Origin of the sequence: Qipengyuania sp., assembly GCF_048550555.1 — a bacterium.
In the GTDB taxonomy this organism is placed as follows: Bacteria; Pseudomonadota; Alphaproteobacteria; order Sphingomonadales; family Sphingomonadaceae; genus Qipengyuania.
Genome location: NZ_JBLYYF010000055.1, coordinates 1 through 16,229, shown reverse-complemented (window position 1 = coordinate 16,229; position 16,229 = coordinate 1). Strand labels below are relative to the sequence as shown.

At 65.4% G+C, this 16,229-nt stretch carries 15 protein-coding genes; 10 read left to right on the top strand and 5 right to left on the bottom strand.

The genetic code is table 11. The features are described 5' to 3' along the window. The first annotated feature begins 35 nt into the window (after positions 1-35). Positions 36-1,118: a chorismate synthase gene (gene aroC, locus ACN4E0_RS14085; RefSeq protein WP_419568851.1), complete on the top strand. Its 1,083-nt coding sequence runs from the start codon at positions 36-38 to the stop codon at positions 1,116-1,118. 53 nt (positions 1,119-1,171) lie between these two features. On the opposite strand, the gene ACN4E0_RS14080 is transcribed toward aroC, so the two are convergent. Then, complete coding sequence (locus ACN4E0_RS14080; RefSeq protein WP_419568849.1) at positions 1,172-1,756, bottom strand: hypothetical protein; 585 nt, start codon at positions 1,754-1,756, stop codon at positions 1,172-1,174. Between the two features lie 152 nt (positions 1,757-1,908). On the opposite strand from ACN4E0_RS14080, the gene ACN4E0_RS14075 reads away from it, so the two are divergent. The 5 genes from ACN4E0_RS14075 to ACN4E0_RS14055 all read left to right on the top strand — a co-directional run bounded on the left by ACN4E0_RS14075 (position 1,909) and on the right by ACN4E0_RS14055 (position 9,046). Continuing rightward, complete coding sequence (locus ACN4E0_RS14075; protein ID WP_419568847.1) at positions 1,909-2,340, top strand: hypothetical protein; 432 nt, start codon at positions 1,909-1,911, stop codon at positions 2,338-2,340. Between the two features lie 216 nt (positions 2,341-2,556). Beyond that, positions 2,557-3,123, top strand: a complete 567-nt coding sequence (gene ahpC, locus ACN4E0_RS14070) for an alkyl hydroperoxide reductase subunit C (protein WP_419568845.1) — start codon at positions 2,557-2,559, stop codon at positions 3,121-3,123. A gap of 174 nt (positions 3,124-3,297) precedes the next feature. After that, on the top strand, positions 3,298-4,887 hold the full coding sequence (gene ahpF / locus ACN4E0_RS14065) for an alkyl hydroperoxide reductase subunit F (protein WP_419568843.1): 1,590 nt from the start codon (positions 3,298-3,300) through the stop codon (positions 4,885-4,887). A gap of 197 nt (positions 4,888-5,084) precedes the next feature. Then, the gene (katG, locus tag ACN4E0_RS14060) at positions 5,085-7,301 is read left to right on the top strand and encodes a catalase/peroxidase HPI (protein WP_419568841.1); all 2,217 of its coding nucleotides are present in this window, start codon (positions 5,085-5,087) and stop codon (positions 7,299-7,301) included. Positions 7,302-7,501: 200 nt separating this feature from the next. Continuing rightward, positions 7,502-9,046 carry a catalase gene (locus ACN4E0_RS14055; RefSeq protein WP_419568839.1) on the top strand — a complete coding sequence of 515 codons (1,545 nt, stop codon included), beginning with the start codon at positions 7,502-7,504 and terminating at the stop codon, positions 9,044-9,046. A 3-nt stretch (positions 9,047-9,049) separates the two neighbouring features. Here the strand turns inward: ACN4E0_RS14055 and ACN4E0_RS14050 are convergent, their stop codons facing one another. From ACN4E0_RS14050 to ACN4E0_RS14040, 3 genes are read right to left on the bottom strand one after another with little or no spacing between them, the layout of a single operon-like run. Next, entirely contained in the window at positions 9,050-9,619 is a 570-nt protein-coding gene (locus ACN4E0_RS14050; protein ID WP_419568837.1) for a Smr/MutS family protein, read from the bottom strand. Then, positions 9,616-10,800, bottom strand: coding sequence for a murein transglycosylase A (locus ACN4E0_RS14045; RefSeq protein ID WP_419568835.1), 1,185 nt, complete (start codon positions 10,798-10,800; stop codon positions 9,616-9,618). Before ACN4E0_RS14045 ends, ACN4E0_RS14050 begins: the two co-directional genes overlap by 4 nt. Positions 10,801-10,825: 25 nt before the next feature. Further along, complete coding sequence (locus ACN4E0_RS14040; RefSeq protein ID WP_419568833.1) at positions 10,826-11,479, bottom strand: Tim44/TimA family putative adaptor protein; 654 nt, start codon at positions 11,477-11,479, stop codon at positions 10,826-10,828. 254 nt (positions 11,480-11,733) lie between these two features. On the opposite strand from ACN4E0_RS14040, the gene secB reads away from it, so the two are divergent. The 4 genes from secB to ACN4E0_RS14020 all read left to right on the top strand — a co-directional run bounded on the left by secB (position 11,734) and on the right by ACN4E0_RS14020 (position 15,838). Further along, positions 11,734-12,267 (top strand): protein-export chaperone SecB, encoded by a 534-nt coding sequence (gene secB, locus ACN4E0_RS14035; protein ID WP_419568831.1) that lies wholly within the window; start codon positions 11,734-11,736, stop codon positions 12,265-12,267. Positions 12,268-12,297: 30 nt separating this feature from the next. Then, a complete protein-coding gene (gene murJ / locus ACN4E0_RS14030) occupies positions 12,298-13,896 on the top strand; it encodes a murein biosynthesis integral membrane protein MurJ (protein ID WP_419568829.1) in 1,599 nt (532 codons plus the stop codon). Between the two features lie 17 nt (positions 13,897-13,913). Then, positions 13,914-14,966: a tryptophan--tRNA ligase gene (trpS, locus tag ACN4E0_RS14025; protein ID WP_419568827.1), complete on the top strand. Its 1,053-nt coding sequence runs from the start codon at positions 13,914-13,916 to the stop codon at positions 14,964-14,966. A 167-nt stretch (positions 14,967-15,133) separates the two neighbouring features. Then, complete coding sequence (locus tag ACN4E0_RS14020; RefSeq protein WP_419568825.1) at positions 15,134-15,838, top strand: DUF4136 domain-containing protein; 705 nt, start codon at positions 15,134-15,136, stop codon at positions 15,836-15,838. Between the two features lie 64 nt (positions 15,839-15,902). On the opposite strand, the gene dut is transcribed toward ACN4E0_RS14020, so the two are convergent. Next, on the bottom strand, positions 15,903-16,229 hold a 327-nt coding region (dut, locus tag ACN4E0_RS14015), incomplete at its 5' end, for a dUTP diphosphatase (RefSeq protein ID WP_419568823.1).

The following is a 16,229-nucleotide window of genomic DNA, read 5'->3' as shown; positions in this document are numbered from 1 at the left end:
CTCGACAGGCTCGGCAAACGGGCTATGACACGGATATGAGCTGGAATACCTTCGGACGGACCCTGCGTTTCACCACCTGGGGCGAAAGCCACGGCCCCGCGATCGGCGCGGTGGTCGACGGGTGCCCGCCGGGCATCGCGCTTGCCGAAGGCGACATCCAGCCCTTCCTCGATGCGCGCAAGCCCGGGCAGAACAAGTTCACCACCCAGCGGCAGGAGCCCGATGCGGTGCGCATCCTCTCGGGCGTGTTCGAAGGCAGGACGACCGGCACGCCGATCAGCCTGCTGATCGAGAACACCGACCAGCGATCGAAGGACTATTCGGAGATCGCCGACACCTATCGCCCGGGCCATGCAGACTATGCCTATGACGCGAAATACGGCTTTCGCGACTATCGCGGCGGCGGGCGCAGCAGCGCGCGCGAGACGGCGATGCGCGTGGCGGCGGGCGCGGTGGCGCGCAAGGTGATCGGTGAGGTGTCGATCCTTGCCTATGTCGCCGAGATCGGCGGCGACGCGGTGGATCCGGCGAATTTCGATGCCGGGGAAATCGCGCGCAATCCCTTCTGGTGCCCCGACGCGGCGGCCGCGAAGCGCTGGGAAAAGCTGGTCGACGAGGCGCGCAAGGCGGGATCGTCGCTCGGCGCGGTGGTCGAATGCGTCGCCACCGGGGTGCCCGCGGGATGGGGCGCACCCGTCTATGCCAAGCTCGACGCCGACCTCGCCGCAGGGATGATGAGCATCAACGCGGTCAAGGGCGTCGAGATCGGCGACGGCTTCGGCGCCGCGCGGCTGACCGGCGAGCAGAATGCCGACCCCATGCGGCCATCCTTGAATGAGGGGGGAAACGACGGCCCGGGCTTCGAGGCGAACCACGCAGGCGGGATCGCGGGCGGGATCAGCACCGGCCAGCCGGTGACCTGCCGCGTGGCGTTCAAGCCGACCAGCTCCATCCTCACGCCGGTAGAGAGCGTGACCCGCGACGGCGAGGCGACCGAGGTCCGCACCAAGGGCCGCCACGACCCCTGCGTCGGCATCCGCGGCACGCCGGTGGTCGAAGCGATGATGGCGCTGGTGCTGGCCGACCACAAGCTGCTCCACCGGGCGCAGTGCGGGTGACGGTCAATCCGCTTGCGACAGGGTAGAAGACATTACGTTTCCCAGAGAAGCGCTCACCTTCGATCGAAGTGCCACTTCCGGATCGCTTGAATTCCGGCAACGACGATGAGCAAAGCTCCAAACGCCGGCCAGATCAGTCCCCATCCATGAAGGACATCGAACTTGCCGGACATCTTCCACACCAATCCCGCGCCCAAAAGTGCCGCAAGCGCAAGTTGGCCATAGGTAATCTTGGCGAAGGTGAGCGCTCGTGCTTCATCTTTCGTCAACGAAGCGCTTTCAGGCGTACGTCCTTCAAGCTCGCGGGCCGGAGCATTCCAAGCCCAATAATATATCGCCATGAAGGGCACCAAGATCACGGCGATCCCAATCCACATTGCCGCCTGCGCTACCCCACTATCCACATCGGGAAACAGCCAGAGGAGCAACGGTATCAAGCCGATTGTAGCCGGGACGATGATCCAGGTCGCAAAACGAATGCGCTTGCCGAAATTCGCAACGAACATGTCTCGCTCGGCCTCGCTCACGCGATACGCCGGACCCTTTTGATGCTTCCGGTAAACGAGCCCGTGCTCATCGCCGGAAAACTGATCGGAGAAGGATTGGCGGAGCTTGTCGACTTGAGGATTGCGAAACATTAGGAAAATGTGTCGCAATTTTCCGCCCGACGCAATGCCCGCTTTTCAACCAGTTCGTTGCCGTTCTGTCGAGCTAGCGGTGTGCCAAGAGCTGACGGTCTGCTAACGCCCCGATTGCGGTAGTAGAGATCACAATGGGCAGGGAAAGAGTGATGATCCTCAATGCCGTTCTTGCAAACCGCCACATTTTTGATGGCCAAGTTAATGGGAAGCCCATCCGCCTTCTGCTCTCTTTTGATCGCGACCGCGCATTGCGTCTCAAAGGAGCCGCAGATGGCCAAAGCATGGTGGTTGATCATGGTGCGCTGGATTCCTCTTACGACATGCGAGAATATGGCTCGGTAGACGTTGCTGATGTGACTGGTTCCTTATTTCCGGAACTGTGCGACGTTGTGGTCAGCGATGTTCAAGAACTTGCATGGAAAGGCATCCGCGTTGGCATTACGCTCAATGCTGCCAGCGGAAGGTCATTCCACATTTGGAATGATGGAGATGAACTTCACTGGGGTGGCGATACAGACCTTAGCGAATACGATTGGTTAGACGGAGAAATGCCGAAAGCCGGTAAACGGATCGAATTTTAGCGACCGCTTCCCACCCACTACCAGACATTCGCGACCGCGCGCGCAGGCGATAGATTGCGCCAAACGCAATGAAATCGCCACTTCGTTGCACTTTCTGAAAGTTCCATCGATTTGATCGATTATTCCGATGCTCGCAATCGCAACATATCGCTTTTGTGCATCGCAACAGGGCCTATCTGTCACCCACGAGTTTCAACCCGAACAACGGAGAAAACCATGGGTATCATCGGATCGCAGATCAAACCTTTCAGCGCCACCGCCTTCCAGGCCGGCAAGGACTTCTTCGAGGTCACCGACGAGGACGTGAAGGGCAAGTGGGCCGTGTTCTTCTTCTATCCGGCCGACTTCACCTTCGTCTGCCCGACCGAGCTCGAAGACCTCGGCGAGCAGTATGCCATGCTCCAGAAGATGGACGTCGAAGTCTATGGCGTGTCGACCGACACCCACTTCAGCCACAAGGCCTGGCACGACACGTCGGAAAAGATCGGCAAGCTCAAGTTCCCCTTCCTCGGTGACCAGAACCACGTCCTCGCGCGCAATTTCGACGTGCTGCGCGAAGGCGTCGGCCTCGCCGACCGCGCGACCTTCGTGGTCGATCCGGACGGCGTGATCCAGATCATGGAACAGACCTGCGAAGGCGTCGGCCGCAACGCCAACGAACTCGCGCGTAAGATCAAGGCCGCGCAGTATGTCCGCGCAAACCCCGGCCAGGTCTGCCCGGCCGCGTGGGAAGAAGGCGGCGAGACGCTGGCACCCTCGCTCGACCTCGTCGGCAAGATCTGAGCCGTTAAGGCGAGCGAAAGATCGGGACGCCTAGCGGCGCCCGTACAACAGCCCGAGCCCTGAGACTCGGGTCGCTGGAAGACCCGGGGCATCCCCCCTCCCCCCCGCCCCGGGTCTTTTCCCTCCCCCCCGAATTTTCGAAGCTTCGTTCCACCCGACGCCCGGAGTCCCCCTATGCTCGACGCAACGATGACCCAGCAGCTCACGACCTATCTCGCGAACCTGCGCGAACCGGTCGAACTCGTCGCCTCGCTGGGCGAGGACGCGAAGAGCGGGCAGACACGCGAACTGCTCGAGGAGATTGCCGCGCTGCACGATTTCGTCAGCGCCAGCTTCGACGGGACCGATGCGCGCAAGCCGAGCTTCGTCATCCGCCGCGCGAGCGATGCGGAGAAGTGGGTCCGCTTCGCCGGCCTGCCGATGGGGCACGAATTCACCTCGCTCGTGCTGGCGTTGCTGTGGGCCGGCGGCCATCCGCCCAAGGTCGATGCCGATTTGATCGAGCAGGTCCGCGGGCTCGAAGGCGATTTCAACTTCGAGATGTATTTCTCGCTGAGCTGCCACAACTGCCCTGACGTGGTGCAGGCGCTGACGCTGATGGCGCTCGAAAACCCGCGCATCACTGCGACGCTGATAGAGGGCGGGACTTTCCAGGACGAGGTCGACGCGCGCGAAATCATGGCCGTGCCCGCGACCTTCCTCAACGGCGAACCCTTCTACAACGGCAAGATGGAGCTGGCCGAGATTCTCGCCCGGCTCGACACGGGCAGCGAAGAGAAGGTCGCCGAGAAGCTCTCGGCCAGGGAGCCGTTCGAAGTGCTGGTTATCGGCGGCGGGCCGGCCGGCGCCGCGAGCGCCATCTATACCGCGCGCAAGGGCTTCCGTACGGGCGTCGCGGCCGAACGCTTCGGCGGGCAGTTGCACGACACGCTCGGGATCGAGAACCTGCCCGGCACGCCCTATACCGAAGGGCCCAAGCTGGCCGCAGAGCTGAAGCGCCATGTCGGCGAATACGAGATCGACCTGATGGACCTCGCCCGGGCGGTGAAGCTGGTTCCGGCCGCGAAGGAAGGCGGCCTGCATACGGTCGAACTCGGCAATGGCGGCAGCCTCAAGGCACGCAGCCTCATCCTCGCCACCGGCGCGCGCTGGCGTAATCTCGGCGTCCCCGGCGAGGCCGAATACCGCAACAAGGGCGTCGCCTATTGCCCGCATTGCGACGGACCGCTGTTCAAGGGCAAGCGCATCGCGGTGATCGGCGGCGGCAATTCGGGCGTCGAGGCGGCGATCGACCTCGCCAAGATCGTCGGCCACGTCACGCTGATCGAATATGACGACACGCTGCGCGCCGACGAGGTGCTGCAGAAGAAGCTGCGTTCGATGGCCAATGTCGAGATCGTCACCAGCGGCCAGACCACCGAGATCACCGGCGCGGACGGCAAGGTGAACGGCCTCGTGCTCAAGGACCGCAAGACCGGGGACGAACGCCGCATCGAACTCGAAGGTGTTTTCGTCCAGATCGGCCTCGTGCCCAACACCGAATGGCTGGAGGACTCGGGCCTCGAACTGACGAAGTTCGGCGAGATCGTTACCGACGAGGAAGGCCGCACCAACCTGCCCGGCGTCTTCGGCGCGGGCGACGTGACCGACGTGCCCTACAAGCAGATCGTGGTGGCGATGGGCGAAGGATCCAAAGCGGGCCTCTCGGCCTTCGACTACCTCATCCGCACCGAGCCGGCCGAGGATATCGCGCAGGCCGCGTGAACTTGAATCAGATCGGTCACGAAAGCGTCGTCATTCCAAGCGGATGGCGGCGCTTTTCGCGTTTGGGCGGGCTTCGCCCTATAATCGGCGCAGGCAATCAAATCGACGCACTTAATCGATTGGACGCATCACCGGCAAAGGCGCAATCATTCTCCCGCGAACGATCTTCGAGTCTTAGAGAGTGGAGAGATACGACAATGGACGCCAAAACCGGTGAAATGAGCGGCTGCCCCTTCCATGGCGATGGCGGGACGCGCCATCTGCTCGGTCGTACCAATCGCGACTGGTGGCCCGACCAGCTGCAGGTCGACATCCTTCAGACCGAAGGGCGCAATCCCGACCCCATGGGTCCCGACTTCGACTATTGCGAAGCCTTCAACGCGCTCGACTACACAGCGCTCAAGGAAGACCTCAAGGCGCTGATGACCGACAGCCAGGAATGGTGGCCGGCGGACTACGGCCATTACGGCCCGTTCTTCATCCGCATGGCATGGCACGCGGCGGGCACCTATCGTACCGGCGACGGGCGCGGCGGCGCCAGCAGCGGGCAGCAGCGCTTCGCCCCGCTCAACAGCTGGCCCGACAACGGCAACCTCGACAAGGCGCGGCGCCTGCTGTGGCCGATCAAGCAGAAATACGGCAAGCACATCAGCTGGGCCGACCTGTTCATCCTCACCGGCAATGTCGCCATCGAAAGCATGGGCGGCCCGGTGTTCGGCTTCGGCGGCGGCCGCAAGGACGTGTTCGAGCCCGAACTGGTCTATTGGGGATCGGAAGAGAAGTGGGTCGACCAGGGTGTCGAGACGCGCATCATCCCCGACGAGGGCAAGGCGCTCGAAAACCCGCTCGCCGCGATCCAGATGGGCCTCATCTACGTCAATCCCGAAGGCCCGGGCGGCAATCCGCACGATGCCGAGGGCATGGCGCGCGACATGCGCGAGACCTTCGCCCGGATGGCGATGAACGACGAGGAAACCGTCGCGCTGACCGCCGGCGGCCATGCCTTCGGCAAGTGTCACGGCGCCGCGCCCTCCGACACTTTCGGCAGCGCGCCCGAGGGCGAGGGCCTGCACCGGATGGGCTTCGGCTGGCTGACCGACCCCGAGGAAATCGGCAAGGGCCACATCACCACCAGCGGGATCGAAGGCGCCTGGACGCCCAACCCGACCCAGTGGGGCAACGACTATTTCCGCCTGCTGTTCAAATACGACTACGAACTCGTCCAGAGTCCCGCTGGCGCCAACCAGTGGACTCCGATCGACCCCGATCCGGAGGACATGGCCCCCGATGCGCGCGACCCGAACAAGAAGGTCCCGACCATCATGACCACCGCCGACATGGCGCTGAAGCGCGACCCCGAATATCGCAAGATCTCGGAGCGCTTCCTCAACGACCAGGCCGCGCTCGACGATGCCTTCGCCCGCGCCTGGTTCAAGCTGACCCACCGCGACATGGGCCCCAAGGCGCGTTACCTCGGCCCCGAAGTGCCGTCGGAAGACCTGATCTGGCAGGATCCGATCCCCGCCGGCACAAAGCCTTCCGACAGCGCGGTCGCCGAGTTCAAGCAGAAGGTCCTCGATAGCGGCCTGACCGTGGCCGAACTGGTCAAGGCGGCCTGGGCCTCGGCCTCGACCTATCGCAATTCCGACCATCGCGGCGGCGCCAATGGCGCGCATATCCGCTTCGATGCGATCCGCAACTGGAAGGTCAACGATCCCGAGGAACTGGGCAAGGTGCTGGCCAAGCTCGACGAGCTGCGCGGTGAGATTTCGGTGGCCGATGCCATCGTGCTCGGCGGCGCGGCAGCGGTCGAGAAGGCGGCCAGGGACGGCGGCTTCGACATCAAGGTCGATGTCACCACCGGGCGCGGCGATGCGACCGAGGACCAGTTCGATGCCGAGAGCTGGGAACCGCTCGAGCCCTTCGCCGACGGCTTCCGCAACTACCTCAAGACCAAGGCCGAGGTGAAGACCGAGGACATGCTGGTGGACAGGGCGCACCTGCTGGGCCTGTCGGTGCCCGAAATGACCGTGCTGCTCGGCGGCATGCGCGCACTCGGCGCGGTCTCCAAGCATACGCAGCATGGCAATTCGATAGGCGTGCTCACCGACCGCCCCGGCGTGCTGTCGAACGATTTCTTCGTCAATCTGCTCGAAATGGGCACGGTGTGGGAAGTGGTCGAAGAGAGCGGCGACGAGGAATTCGTCGGCAAATGCCGCCTCAAGGGCGACGTCAAATGGCACGCCACGCGCACCGATCTGGTGTTCGGCTCGAACTCGCAGCTGCGCGCCGTGGCCGAGGTCTATGCCGAGAACGGCAACGAGCGGAAGTTCGCCGAGGACTTCGTCAAGGTCTGGACCAAGGTCATGGATGCAGATCGCTTTGACATTGGCTACCAGAAATACCATAGTTGATGGTCAGACGGCCTGGCTGGTCGTCCACCGAGGGCCCCCGACCTAGTGTCGGGGGCTTTTTTCTTGCCCGGGCGCGACCGTCTCTGGCGCAGCAAAGCGATGATGCTGAACGTATTTTCCGTCAGCCGGCGGCGGAACCCGATGGCCGGGGAACCCGTATGTCCTGTGAATCCCCCGTCCCGCACAGGAAAGGCGCGCCCATGGCCGACCGCAAGACACCTCCCACCACGACCGATGCCGGCATCCCGGTCCAGAGCGACGAGCATTCGCTGACCATCGGCCCGGATGGCCCGATCGTCCTCAACGATCACTATCTGATCGAGCAGATGGCGAACTTCAATCGCGAGCGTATTCCCGAGCGGCAGCCGCATGCGAAGGGATCGGGCGCGTTCGGCCATTTCGAGACCACCGCGGACGTTTCCCAATACACCAAGGCCAAGCTTTTCCGGAAAGGCGCCAAGACCGAGGTCGCCATGCGCTTCTCGACCGTGGCCGGCGAACGCGGCAGCCCGGATACCTGGCGCGACCCGCGCGGCTTCTCGGTCAAGTTCTACACCGAGGACGGCAATTTCGACATGGTCGGCAACAACACGCCGATCTTCTTCATCCGCGATCCGCTGAAATTCCAGCAGTTCATCCGCAGCCAGAAGCGCCGCGCCGACAATGGCCTGCGCGATCACGACATGATGTGGGACTTCTGGACGCTGAGTCCCGAAAGCGCGCATCAGGTGACCTATCTGATGGGCGATCGCGGCGTGCCCAAGAACTGGCGCGAGATGAACGGCTATTCCAGCCACACCTACATGCTGATCAACGAGGACGGCGAGAAGTTCTGGGTCAAGTTCCACTTCCACACCGATCTCGGCGACGGGAACGCGCATCTGACGCAGGACGAGGCGGTGAAGAAGGCGGGCGAAGACAGCGACTATCACCGCCGCGACCTGTTCGATGCGATCCACAAGGGCGACTATCCCAGCTGGACGCTCAAGTGGCAGATCATGCCCTATGAGGACGCCAAGACCTATCGGATCAATCCCTTCGACCTGACCAAGGTCTGGTCGCACGAGGACTATCCGCTGATCGAGGTCGGCAAGCTGGTGCTCGACGAGAACCCGGTCGACTGGGACACGCAGATCGAACAGCTCGCCTTCGAACCCAACAACATGGTCCCCGGGATCGGCCTCTCCCCCGACAAGATGCTGCTCGCGCGCGGCTTCTCCTATTCGGATGCGCACCGCGCGCGTCTCGGCGTCAACTACAAGCAGATCCCGGTCAATTCGGCGAAGAATGCAGAGGTCCATTCCTATTCGCGCGCCGGCCATATGCGCGTGAAGAATGCGGTCGATCCGGTCTATGCCCCCAACTCCTATGGCGGGCCCGCAGCCCAGCCGCAGGTCGGCGGCGAGGCCACCTGGCACGCCGACGGCGACATGGTCCGCCAGGCCTATACGCTGCGCGAGGACGATGACGACTGGAGCCAGGCCGGCGCGCTGGTGCGCGAGGTGATGGATGATGCCCAGCGCAAGCGCTTCGTCTCGAATGTCGCGGGGCACCTCGCAGACGGGGTCAGCGAGAAGGTTCTGCAGCGCGCGTTCGAATACTGGAAGAATGTCGACAAGGACATCGGCGAGCGGATCGAGAAGGCCGTGCGCGACAAGGTCGGCGGCAAGTCCAAGGCGCCGGGCATGGCCAGCGCGCTGTCGATCGCGGGCGAAGGCGCCGCGAAGAAAAAAGCGGCGAAGTAGCGCTCAGGCCCCGCGCCGGAGGACGATGTAGAGCGCCCCGTCGCCGCCGTGCCGCTGGTGCGCGCGGCGCACGGCGGCGATGGCGGAATGGTGGCTCGAGGCGGCGAGCCAGTCGAGCACCTTGGCGCGTATGGCGCCGCGCCGTTCGGCCCGATCCGCCGCTGCCACCGGGCGCGGCTTGCCCGTCACCAGCAAAATCGTTCTCACCCCCATCGCGCGCGCCTGCGCCACGCCGCTCATCAACCGGTCATAGGCCGAATCGAGAGTGTGTCCGTGCAGGTCGAGCGTCAGTTCGGGCTGGAGCGCGCCCGATTTGAGGCGCCGGTCCCAATGCGAATCGAGCCCGCGATCGGGCGCGGCGATGTTCTTGGGCGGAGCCGGCGGCGGCACAGCCATGGGGCGCGACCCGGGCGCTGCGGAGACCTTGCGCGCCTGCTTGGGTGGCGCGGGCGATCTCGCCGGCTGCGGCGTTTGCGGCTGGACGGGCCGGAGCGGATGCAGCGGTTCGACCGTCGCGGCGAGCTTCTCCCACGCCGCCGCCTCTTCCGCCGACAGTCCGCGCGGGACGCTCACTTGCGCGAGTCGAGCCGGTCGAGCGTTCCGCGCGGCAGCAGCACCAGCGCCGAGCCCCGCGCGCTCATCGTCCCGGCGACCTCGCGCGCGTTTCCGCCATTGCCCCAGAAGGTGTCGAAGCGATTGGCGCCCTTGATCGCCCCGCCGGTGTCCTGCGCGATCCACAGGCCGTCGGCGACATCGCGGTCGAGATCGAGGAAGACCGGCGCGCCATAGGGAACGAAGGCCGGATCGACCGCCACCGAGGCTTCGCGCCGCACCGGCACGCCGAGCGATCCCAGCGGCCCGTCGGTATCGAGCTCGCGGAAGAACACCCAGCTCTTGTTGAGCCGCATGATGTCGCGCCCCTCGGCGGGGTGGTCGCGAAAATATTCCATGATCCCCTGCATCGAGGTCGCGTAGGTGGTGCCCGCGCCGATCATGCCGCGCTCGCGCATGACCTTGCCGACGCCGACATATTCACGCCCGTTCTGCCCGGCATAGCCGATCCGCATCACCGATCCGTCGGGCAGGCGCAGCAGGCCCGAGCCCTGGATCTGGAGGAAGAAGAACTCGACCGGGTCGGCCGCCCAGGCGATCTCGAGCCCGCGATTGGCGAGCGCGCCGAGTTCGATCTCGGTGCGTTCGTAATAGGGGACGAACTTGCCGCTCGCGTCGTAGCGGCCGAGCGGCGGGCGGCCTTCGCGCTCGCTTTCGGGCATGTCGGCCGGCCAGGCGCGCGTCAATTCGGGCGGCGGGGCGTAGACCGGGACATTGTAACCCGGTGCGCGAGTGCGGCTGCCGCGGATCTCGGGTTCGAAATAGCCGGTGGCGAAGGCCGCCCCGTCGCCGATCCGCGCGGTCTCGAAATAGCTGGTGAAGAAGCGGCGGGCGTCCGAGAGCGGCCAGGTCGCCGCGGCCGCGCAGGCGGGGCGCCAGTCCTCGGCGAAGGTCAGCCCGCTGGCATCCTCGCGCTTGAGGATGGCGGGGCAGGATTCGAGAAAGGAGACGAGCGCGGTGCCGGCATCCTCGGCAGCGATGCCGAGCGACTCGATCTTCGCCCCGCGCACGATCTTCCCGAAGGCGGCGCTGCTGACCGTGCCCGGAGGAAGCGGGGTGGGCCCGACGGGCTTGGTATCGGGCACCATGCGCACGCAGGCGGACAGTGCCAGCGTCGCGGCGATAACCAGCAACTTGCGCATCATCCCTCCCCCAGGATGCGGGACGTCAGCCCTCGTCGGTCTCGTCGAGCACCCAGTTCGGATCGGCCGAAGCGACATTGCGACTGAAGGTCCACACGTCGCGGCTCTCGATCGCATCGTCGAGCGAACCGGCGACGACGTTGCCCTCGGCATCGCGGGTGACGGCGGCGATATCGGCGACGAACAGCACGGCGATCCGCGCGGTGCGTCCGTCGAGTTCGGCCGAGCGAACGGTCGCATCCTCGATCCGGATGAGGCGGTTGTCGAGCGTTTCGCCGGCTTCCTCGCGCGCGTCGATCGCCTGCGCGAAGCTGGCATAGACATCGTCGTCGGTGAGTTCGCGCAGCGTGCCCTTGTCGCCCTTCCAGAAGGCTTCGAGGATCATGCCGTAGGCACCCTTGGCGCCGTCGAGAAAGCCGAGCAGGTCGAAGCCGGGATCGGCGGCGGCGATCGCGCGGATCCCCGCTTCATTGACCGGTGCGCCTTGCTCGCCGGCCAGCCGGACGACCGGCTGGCGCGGGGCGCGCGGGGCATGGTCGGTCGGCGGGGGCGTTTCGCTCCGCTCGAACCGGTGCGGGATCACCTCCTCTTCGTGCTCCGACCTTCGGCCGAGCACCGAATAGAGCCGCAGCCCGAGAAAGGCGGCGATCATGGCGAGGATGACGATCTCGGTGATCACGTAGATAACCTGCTTCCCAATTCAACACGCGGAGGCGCAACGCCGCCGGCAGTCCAACAAATGTCCTGCCCTAGATAGGGACGAATTACAAACCGACAATGTTCCTGCGATGAACGAAGCACCCTGCCGCGACCGGCGGTGGAGAGCGGATTGCTACGCGCGCCCGACAGTGCTAGGCGCGCGCACCGAAACCCCGGCGCGGCCCGCTGCCGCACGCCCGGGCATACCATCGGATAATTGGAAAGCGAATTCACATGGCCGACGAAGGCGACGTTCTCACCGACCTCAACCCGGACCCCGCGGCGGGCGCCAACGGCGCCGACACCCAGCCCAGCGCCGGTGTGATCTCGCAATATATCAAGGACCTTTCGGTCGAGAACCCCAACGCGCCGCAGTGCTTCCAGTGGACCGAGCAGCCGCAGCTCGACGTGCAGTTCAACATCGCCGCCGACAAGGTCGCCGAGGAAGTGCACGAAGTCACGCTGAAGATCACCTGCACCGCCAAGACCAGCCAGGGCAATCAGTATCTCATCGACCTCGCCTATTGCGGCCTGATGGGAATGCGCAACCTGCCCGACGAGGCGGCACATGCCTTCCTCTTCGCCGAAGCCCCGCGCATCCTGTTCCCCTTCGCGCGCCGCGTCATCGCCGACGCCAGCCGCGATGCCGGCTTCCCGCCGCTGATGCTCGACCCGATGGATTTCGGCGCGCTCTACCAGCAGCAGCTCGCCGCCCGCGCGCAGGACATGCAGGGCCAGGGCGCCACCCCGCCCGCCGGCGAGGCGTAGGGCGCTGACGCCGCAGGCCGGGCTCGACCAATGAGCCTCGTCCGCAATGTGGGAACCATCGGCGGGCTGACGCTGGTCAGCCGCGTGTTCGGCTTCGCGCGCGACATGCTGCTCGCGCGCGTGCTCGGCGCGGGGCTCGCGGCGGACGCTTGGCAGCTGGCCTTCACCCTGCCCAATACCTTCCGTCGGCTGTTCGCCGAGGGCGCTTTCAGCGTCGCCTTCGTCCCGATGTACACCCGTCGCCTGCACGACGAAGAAGGGGGCGGCGACGCAGCAGCCGACCATTTCGCCTCCGACGTGCTGTCGGTCTTCGTCTGGGTGCTGCTCGCCTTTTCCGCGCTGTGCATGATCGCCATGCCGGGCATCGTCTGGCTGCTGGCGCGCGAATATCAGGACATTCCTGGCAAGTTCGAGCTGTCGGTCTGGCTGAGCCGGGTGACCTTCCCCTATCTCGCGCTGGTCAGCCTCGTGGCGATGCTTTCTGGCGTGCTCAACGCGCGCTCGAAATTCGCGCCCGGCGCCTTCGTGCCCGTGCTGCTGAACATCGTGATGATCGGCGGCATCGTGACCGGCTGGTACCTGCGCGGCGACAGCGGCGACGACATGGTCGTGGCCTGGGCGCTGGCGATATCGCTGACGCTCGCAGGCATCGCCCAGCTGGCCTATATGGGGTGGGCATCGCGGCGGGCGGGGGTCCACCTCAGGATCAAGGTGCCGGCCTTCACGCCCGAAGTGAAGCGGCTGATGATGCTGATGCTGCCGGCGACCTTCGGCGCAGGCATCTACCAGATCAGCCAGCTGGTCGACACCTTCTTCGCCACCAGCCTGCCGCAGGGCTCACTGACGCTGCTCAAGCTGGCCGACCGCCTCAACCAGATGCCACTCGGCGTCTTCGGTATCGCGCTCGGCACGGCCATCCTGCCGATGCTCGCGCGCCACATCCAGGCGAACAACAAGAGCGAAGCCCAGCGGCTCCAGGCCAATGCGGTCGAGATCGCCATGCTGCTGTGCCTGCCCTGCGCGGTCGCGCTGTCGATCTGCGCCGAGGCCTTCACCGCCGGGATTTTCCAGGGCGGCAAGATGACCCCCGCCGACACCGAGATCATGGGCAACATCGTCGTCGCGCTGGTCTGCGGCCTGCCCGCCTATGTGCTGGTCAAGGTCTTCCAGCCCGCCTTCTTCAGCCGGGAGGACACGCGCACGCCCGTGTTCGTGGCGGCCGGTGCGCTGCTGATCAACATCGCGCTCAATTTCTACGTCGTGCCGCGCTACGGCATCGTCGGCCTCGCCGCGGCGACGGCGATCACCGCGACGCTCAACGTCCTGTCGCTCTACACCATCCTGCAGCTCCGCGGGTGGTTCCACCTAAGCGGCAAGCTCGCCGGCCGGATCACCCGGCAGTTGGTTGCAACGGCGGTGATGGGCGCGCTGCTGTGGTGGCTGACGCCGGTCCTCGAGCCGTTCTGGCGCGGCGGTGCGTTGAACCGCATCTGGTCGCTGGCCGCCCTCGTCGCAGCGGGTGGCGTTGTATTCTTCGCCACCGCCTACCTTGTTGGCGCACTCGACAAGGACCTCGTCGCGCAGCTACGACGCAAGCGGCCCGCCCCCGTGTCCGACCAATCGAACTGACAGGTAGTCTTCTTTCCATGCGCGTAGTTTCCGGCATCCAGCCCACCGGCAATCTCCACCTCGGTAATTACCTTGGGGCGATCCGCAACTGGGTGCGGATGCAGGACGAGATGGAGGACGGCAACCGCGCTCAAGCAGCCGCAGGCGGTAGCGCAGACGGGAACCAGTGCCTGTTCTTCCTCGCCGACCTCCACGCGATCTCGCAGCCGCACGATCCGGCGGAATTGAAAAAGGGCACGCTCGAGATGGCCGCGGCGCTGGTCGCCTGCGGCATCGACCCGCAGCGCAGCGTGCTGTTCAACCAGGCCCAGGTCCCCGCGCATGCCGAGCTGCAGTGGCTGCTCAACGGCACCGCGCGGATGGGCTGGCTCAACCGCATGACGCAGTGGAAGGACAAGGCGGGCAAGAACCGCGAGGGCCAGTCGGTCGCGCTGTTCGCCTATCCCGTGCTGCAGGCCGCCGACGTGCTGCTCTACCAGGCGACGCATGTCCCGGTGGGCGAGGACCAGAAGCAGCATCTCGAGCTCGCGCGCGACATCGCGCAGAAGTTCAACAACGACTTCGCATCCGGGGAAGCGCCGGTCTTCACCCTGCCCGATCCGATCGTGCCCCCGCAGGCCGCGCGGATCATGTCGCTGCGCGACGGCAGCGCCAAGATGAGCAAGTCCGACCCTTCGGAGATGAGCCGGATCAACCTGGTCGACGATGCCGACGAGATCATGAAGAAGGTCAAGAAGGCCAAGACCGATCCCGAGCCGCTGCCGAGCGAGGCCGAGGGGCTCGAGGGACGGCCCGAGGCGCTCAACCTCGTGGCCATTTACGCCGCGCTGTCCGACCGCAGCGTCGACGACATCCTCGGCGAATTCGGCGGCGAGGGGTTCGGCAAGTTCAAGCCCGCGCTGGGCGAGCTGCTGGTCGAGACGCTGGCCCCGATCTCCGCGCGCTTCACCGAATTGCTCGACGACCGCGAGTCGATCGACGCGATTCTCGCACGCGGCGCGTCGCAGGCGCGCGAGCTTGCCCGCCCGACGCTCGATGCGACCTACCAGGCGCTCGGCCTGATCCGCTAAGGGTCTCGCTTGTTGAAACAAATGTGAATCCGGATATTCAATCCGGGTTCATGGCAATTCGTCTATAGCGATGCACACTTACTGGCAGTGTGCCTCAGCGAAGCGGCGGGCTGCGCAATCGGGCGTTTCGAACGGTAAGATACGCCCCTGTTCGAAAGGGACTGAGCATGACCGACCTGCCACTGGGTTGGGGGCGCAAACTCAAGCTCGCCTCCATTCCCCTCCTTCTCGCCGGCCTCGCCGCCTGCGCCACGCCCTTCAAGGCCGACGTCTCGCGTTTCCAGACGCAGCTGCCCGCGCCGCAGGGGGAAAGCTACTTCGTCGTCGCAGACGATCCGGCGCTCGCCGGCGGGCTCGAATTTTCGCAATATGCCGACCTGGTCGAAGCGCAGATGAGCCGGCTCGGTTACGCCGAGGCCGCCTCGCCCGACCAGGCGAGTCTGCTGGTGCGGTTCGACTACGGCGTCGACAAGGGCCGCGAGCGCGTCCGCTCGAGCGGGTTCCGCGATCCCTTCTACGATCCGTGGTACGGCTATCGCTCCTATTGGGGCTATCGTGCGCGCCCGGGCTTTTACCGGCCGCGTCATTACGGCAGCAGCTGGGGCTTCGGCTTCTACGACCCGTGGTTCGACGGGCCCGACGTGCGCAGCTACACCGTCTACACCAGCGGGATCGACCTGAAGATCGACCGTGCGGCGACCGGCGAACGGCTGTTCGAAGGCAAGGCTCAGGCGATGTCGACCTCGAACCGGCTGCAGTATCTGGTGCCCAATCTGGTCGAAGCGATGTTTACCGATTTCCCCGGCAATTCGGGCGAAACGCTGCGCATCTCGGTCGCGCCGGAAAAGACCACGGTCCGCAAGATCGACTGACGCGCGGGCTCCGGGTACGGAAAAAGCGACGGGGCGGCCTGCACTGCGGGCCGCCCCTTTCGTTTCAGGCAAGCTTCGCGTGGCCGCCGGTCGAACCGAAGCCACCCGCGCCGCGAGCGGTCTCGTCGAGCGTCTCGACCGCTTCCCAGGCGGCCTGCGTGACCGGTGCCAGCACCAGCTGCGCGACCCGGTCGCCGCGCGCGATGGCGAAGGGGTCCGCGCCGTGATTGATCAGGATGACCTTCAACTCGCCGCGATAGTCGCTGTCGATCGTGCCCGGCGTGTTGGGCACGGTGATGCCGTGCTTGAGCGCGAGGCCCGAGCGCGGCCGGACCTGGATTTCGTACCCCTGCGGGATCGCCAGCGCGAGACCGGTGGCCACCGCGTGACG

Coding starts and splice junctions, on each gene's coding strand:
- aroC (WP_419568851.1), top strand. CDS start 36: ATGAGCTGGAATACCTTCGGACGGACCCTGCGTTTCACCACCTGGGGC.
- ACN4E0_RS14080 (WP_419568849.1), bottom strand. CDS start 1,756: ATGTTTCGCAATCCTCAAGTCGACAAGCTCCGCCAATCCTTCTCCGAT.
- ACN4E0_RS14075 (WP_419568847.1), top strand. CDS start 1,909: ATGATCCTCAATGCCGTTCTTGCAAACCGCCACATTTTTGATGGCCAA.
- ahpC (WP_419568845.1), top strand. CDS start 2,557: ATGGGTATCATCGGATCGCAGATCAAACCTTTCAGCGCCACCGCCTTC.
- ahpF (WP_419568843.1), top strand. CDS start 3,298: ATGCTCGACGCAACGATGACCCAGCAGCTCACGACCTATCTCGCGAAC.
- katG (WP_419568841.1), top strand. CDS start 5,085: ATGGACGCCAAAACCGGTGAAATGAGCGGCTGCCCCTTCCATGGCGAT.
- ACN4E0_RS14055 (WP_419568839.1), top strand. CDS start 7,502: ATGGCCGACCGCAAGACACCTCCCACCACGACCGATGCCGGCATCCCG.
- ACN4E0_RS14045 (WP_419568835.1), bottom strand. CDS start 10,800: ATGCGCAAGTTGCTGGTTATCGCCGCGACGCTGGCACTGTCCGCCTGC.
- secB (WP_419568831.1), top strand. CDS start 11,734: ATGGCCGACGAAGGCGACGTTCTCACCGACCTCAACCCGGACCCCGCG.
- murJ (WP_419568829.1), top strand. CDS start 12,298: ATGAGCCTCGTCCGCAATGTGGGAACCATCGGCGGGCTGACGCTGGTC.
- trpS (WP_419568827.1), top strand. CDS start 13,914: ATGCGCGTAGTTTCCGGCATCCAGCCCACCGGCAATCTCCACCTCGGT.
- ACN4E0_RS14020 (WP_419568825.1), top strand. CDS start 15,134: ATGACCGACCTGCCACTGGGTTGGGGGCGCAAACTCAAGCTCGCCTCC.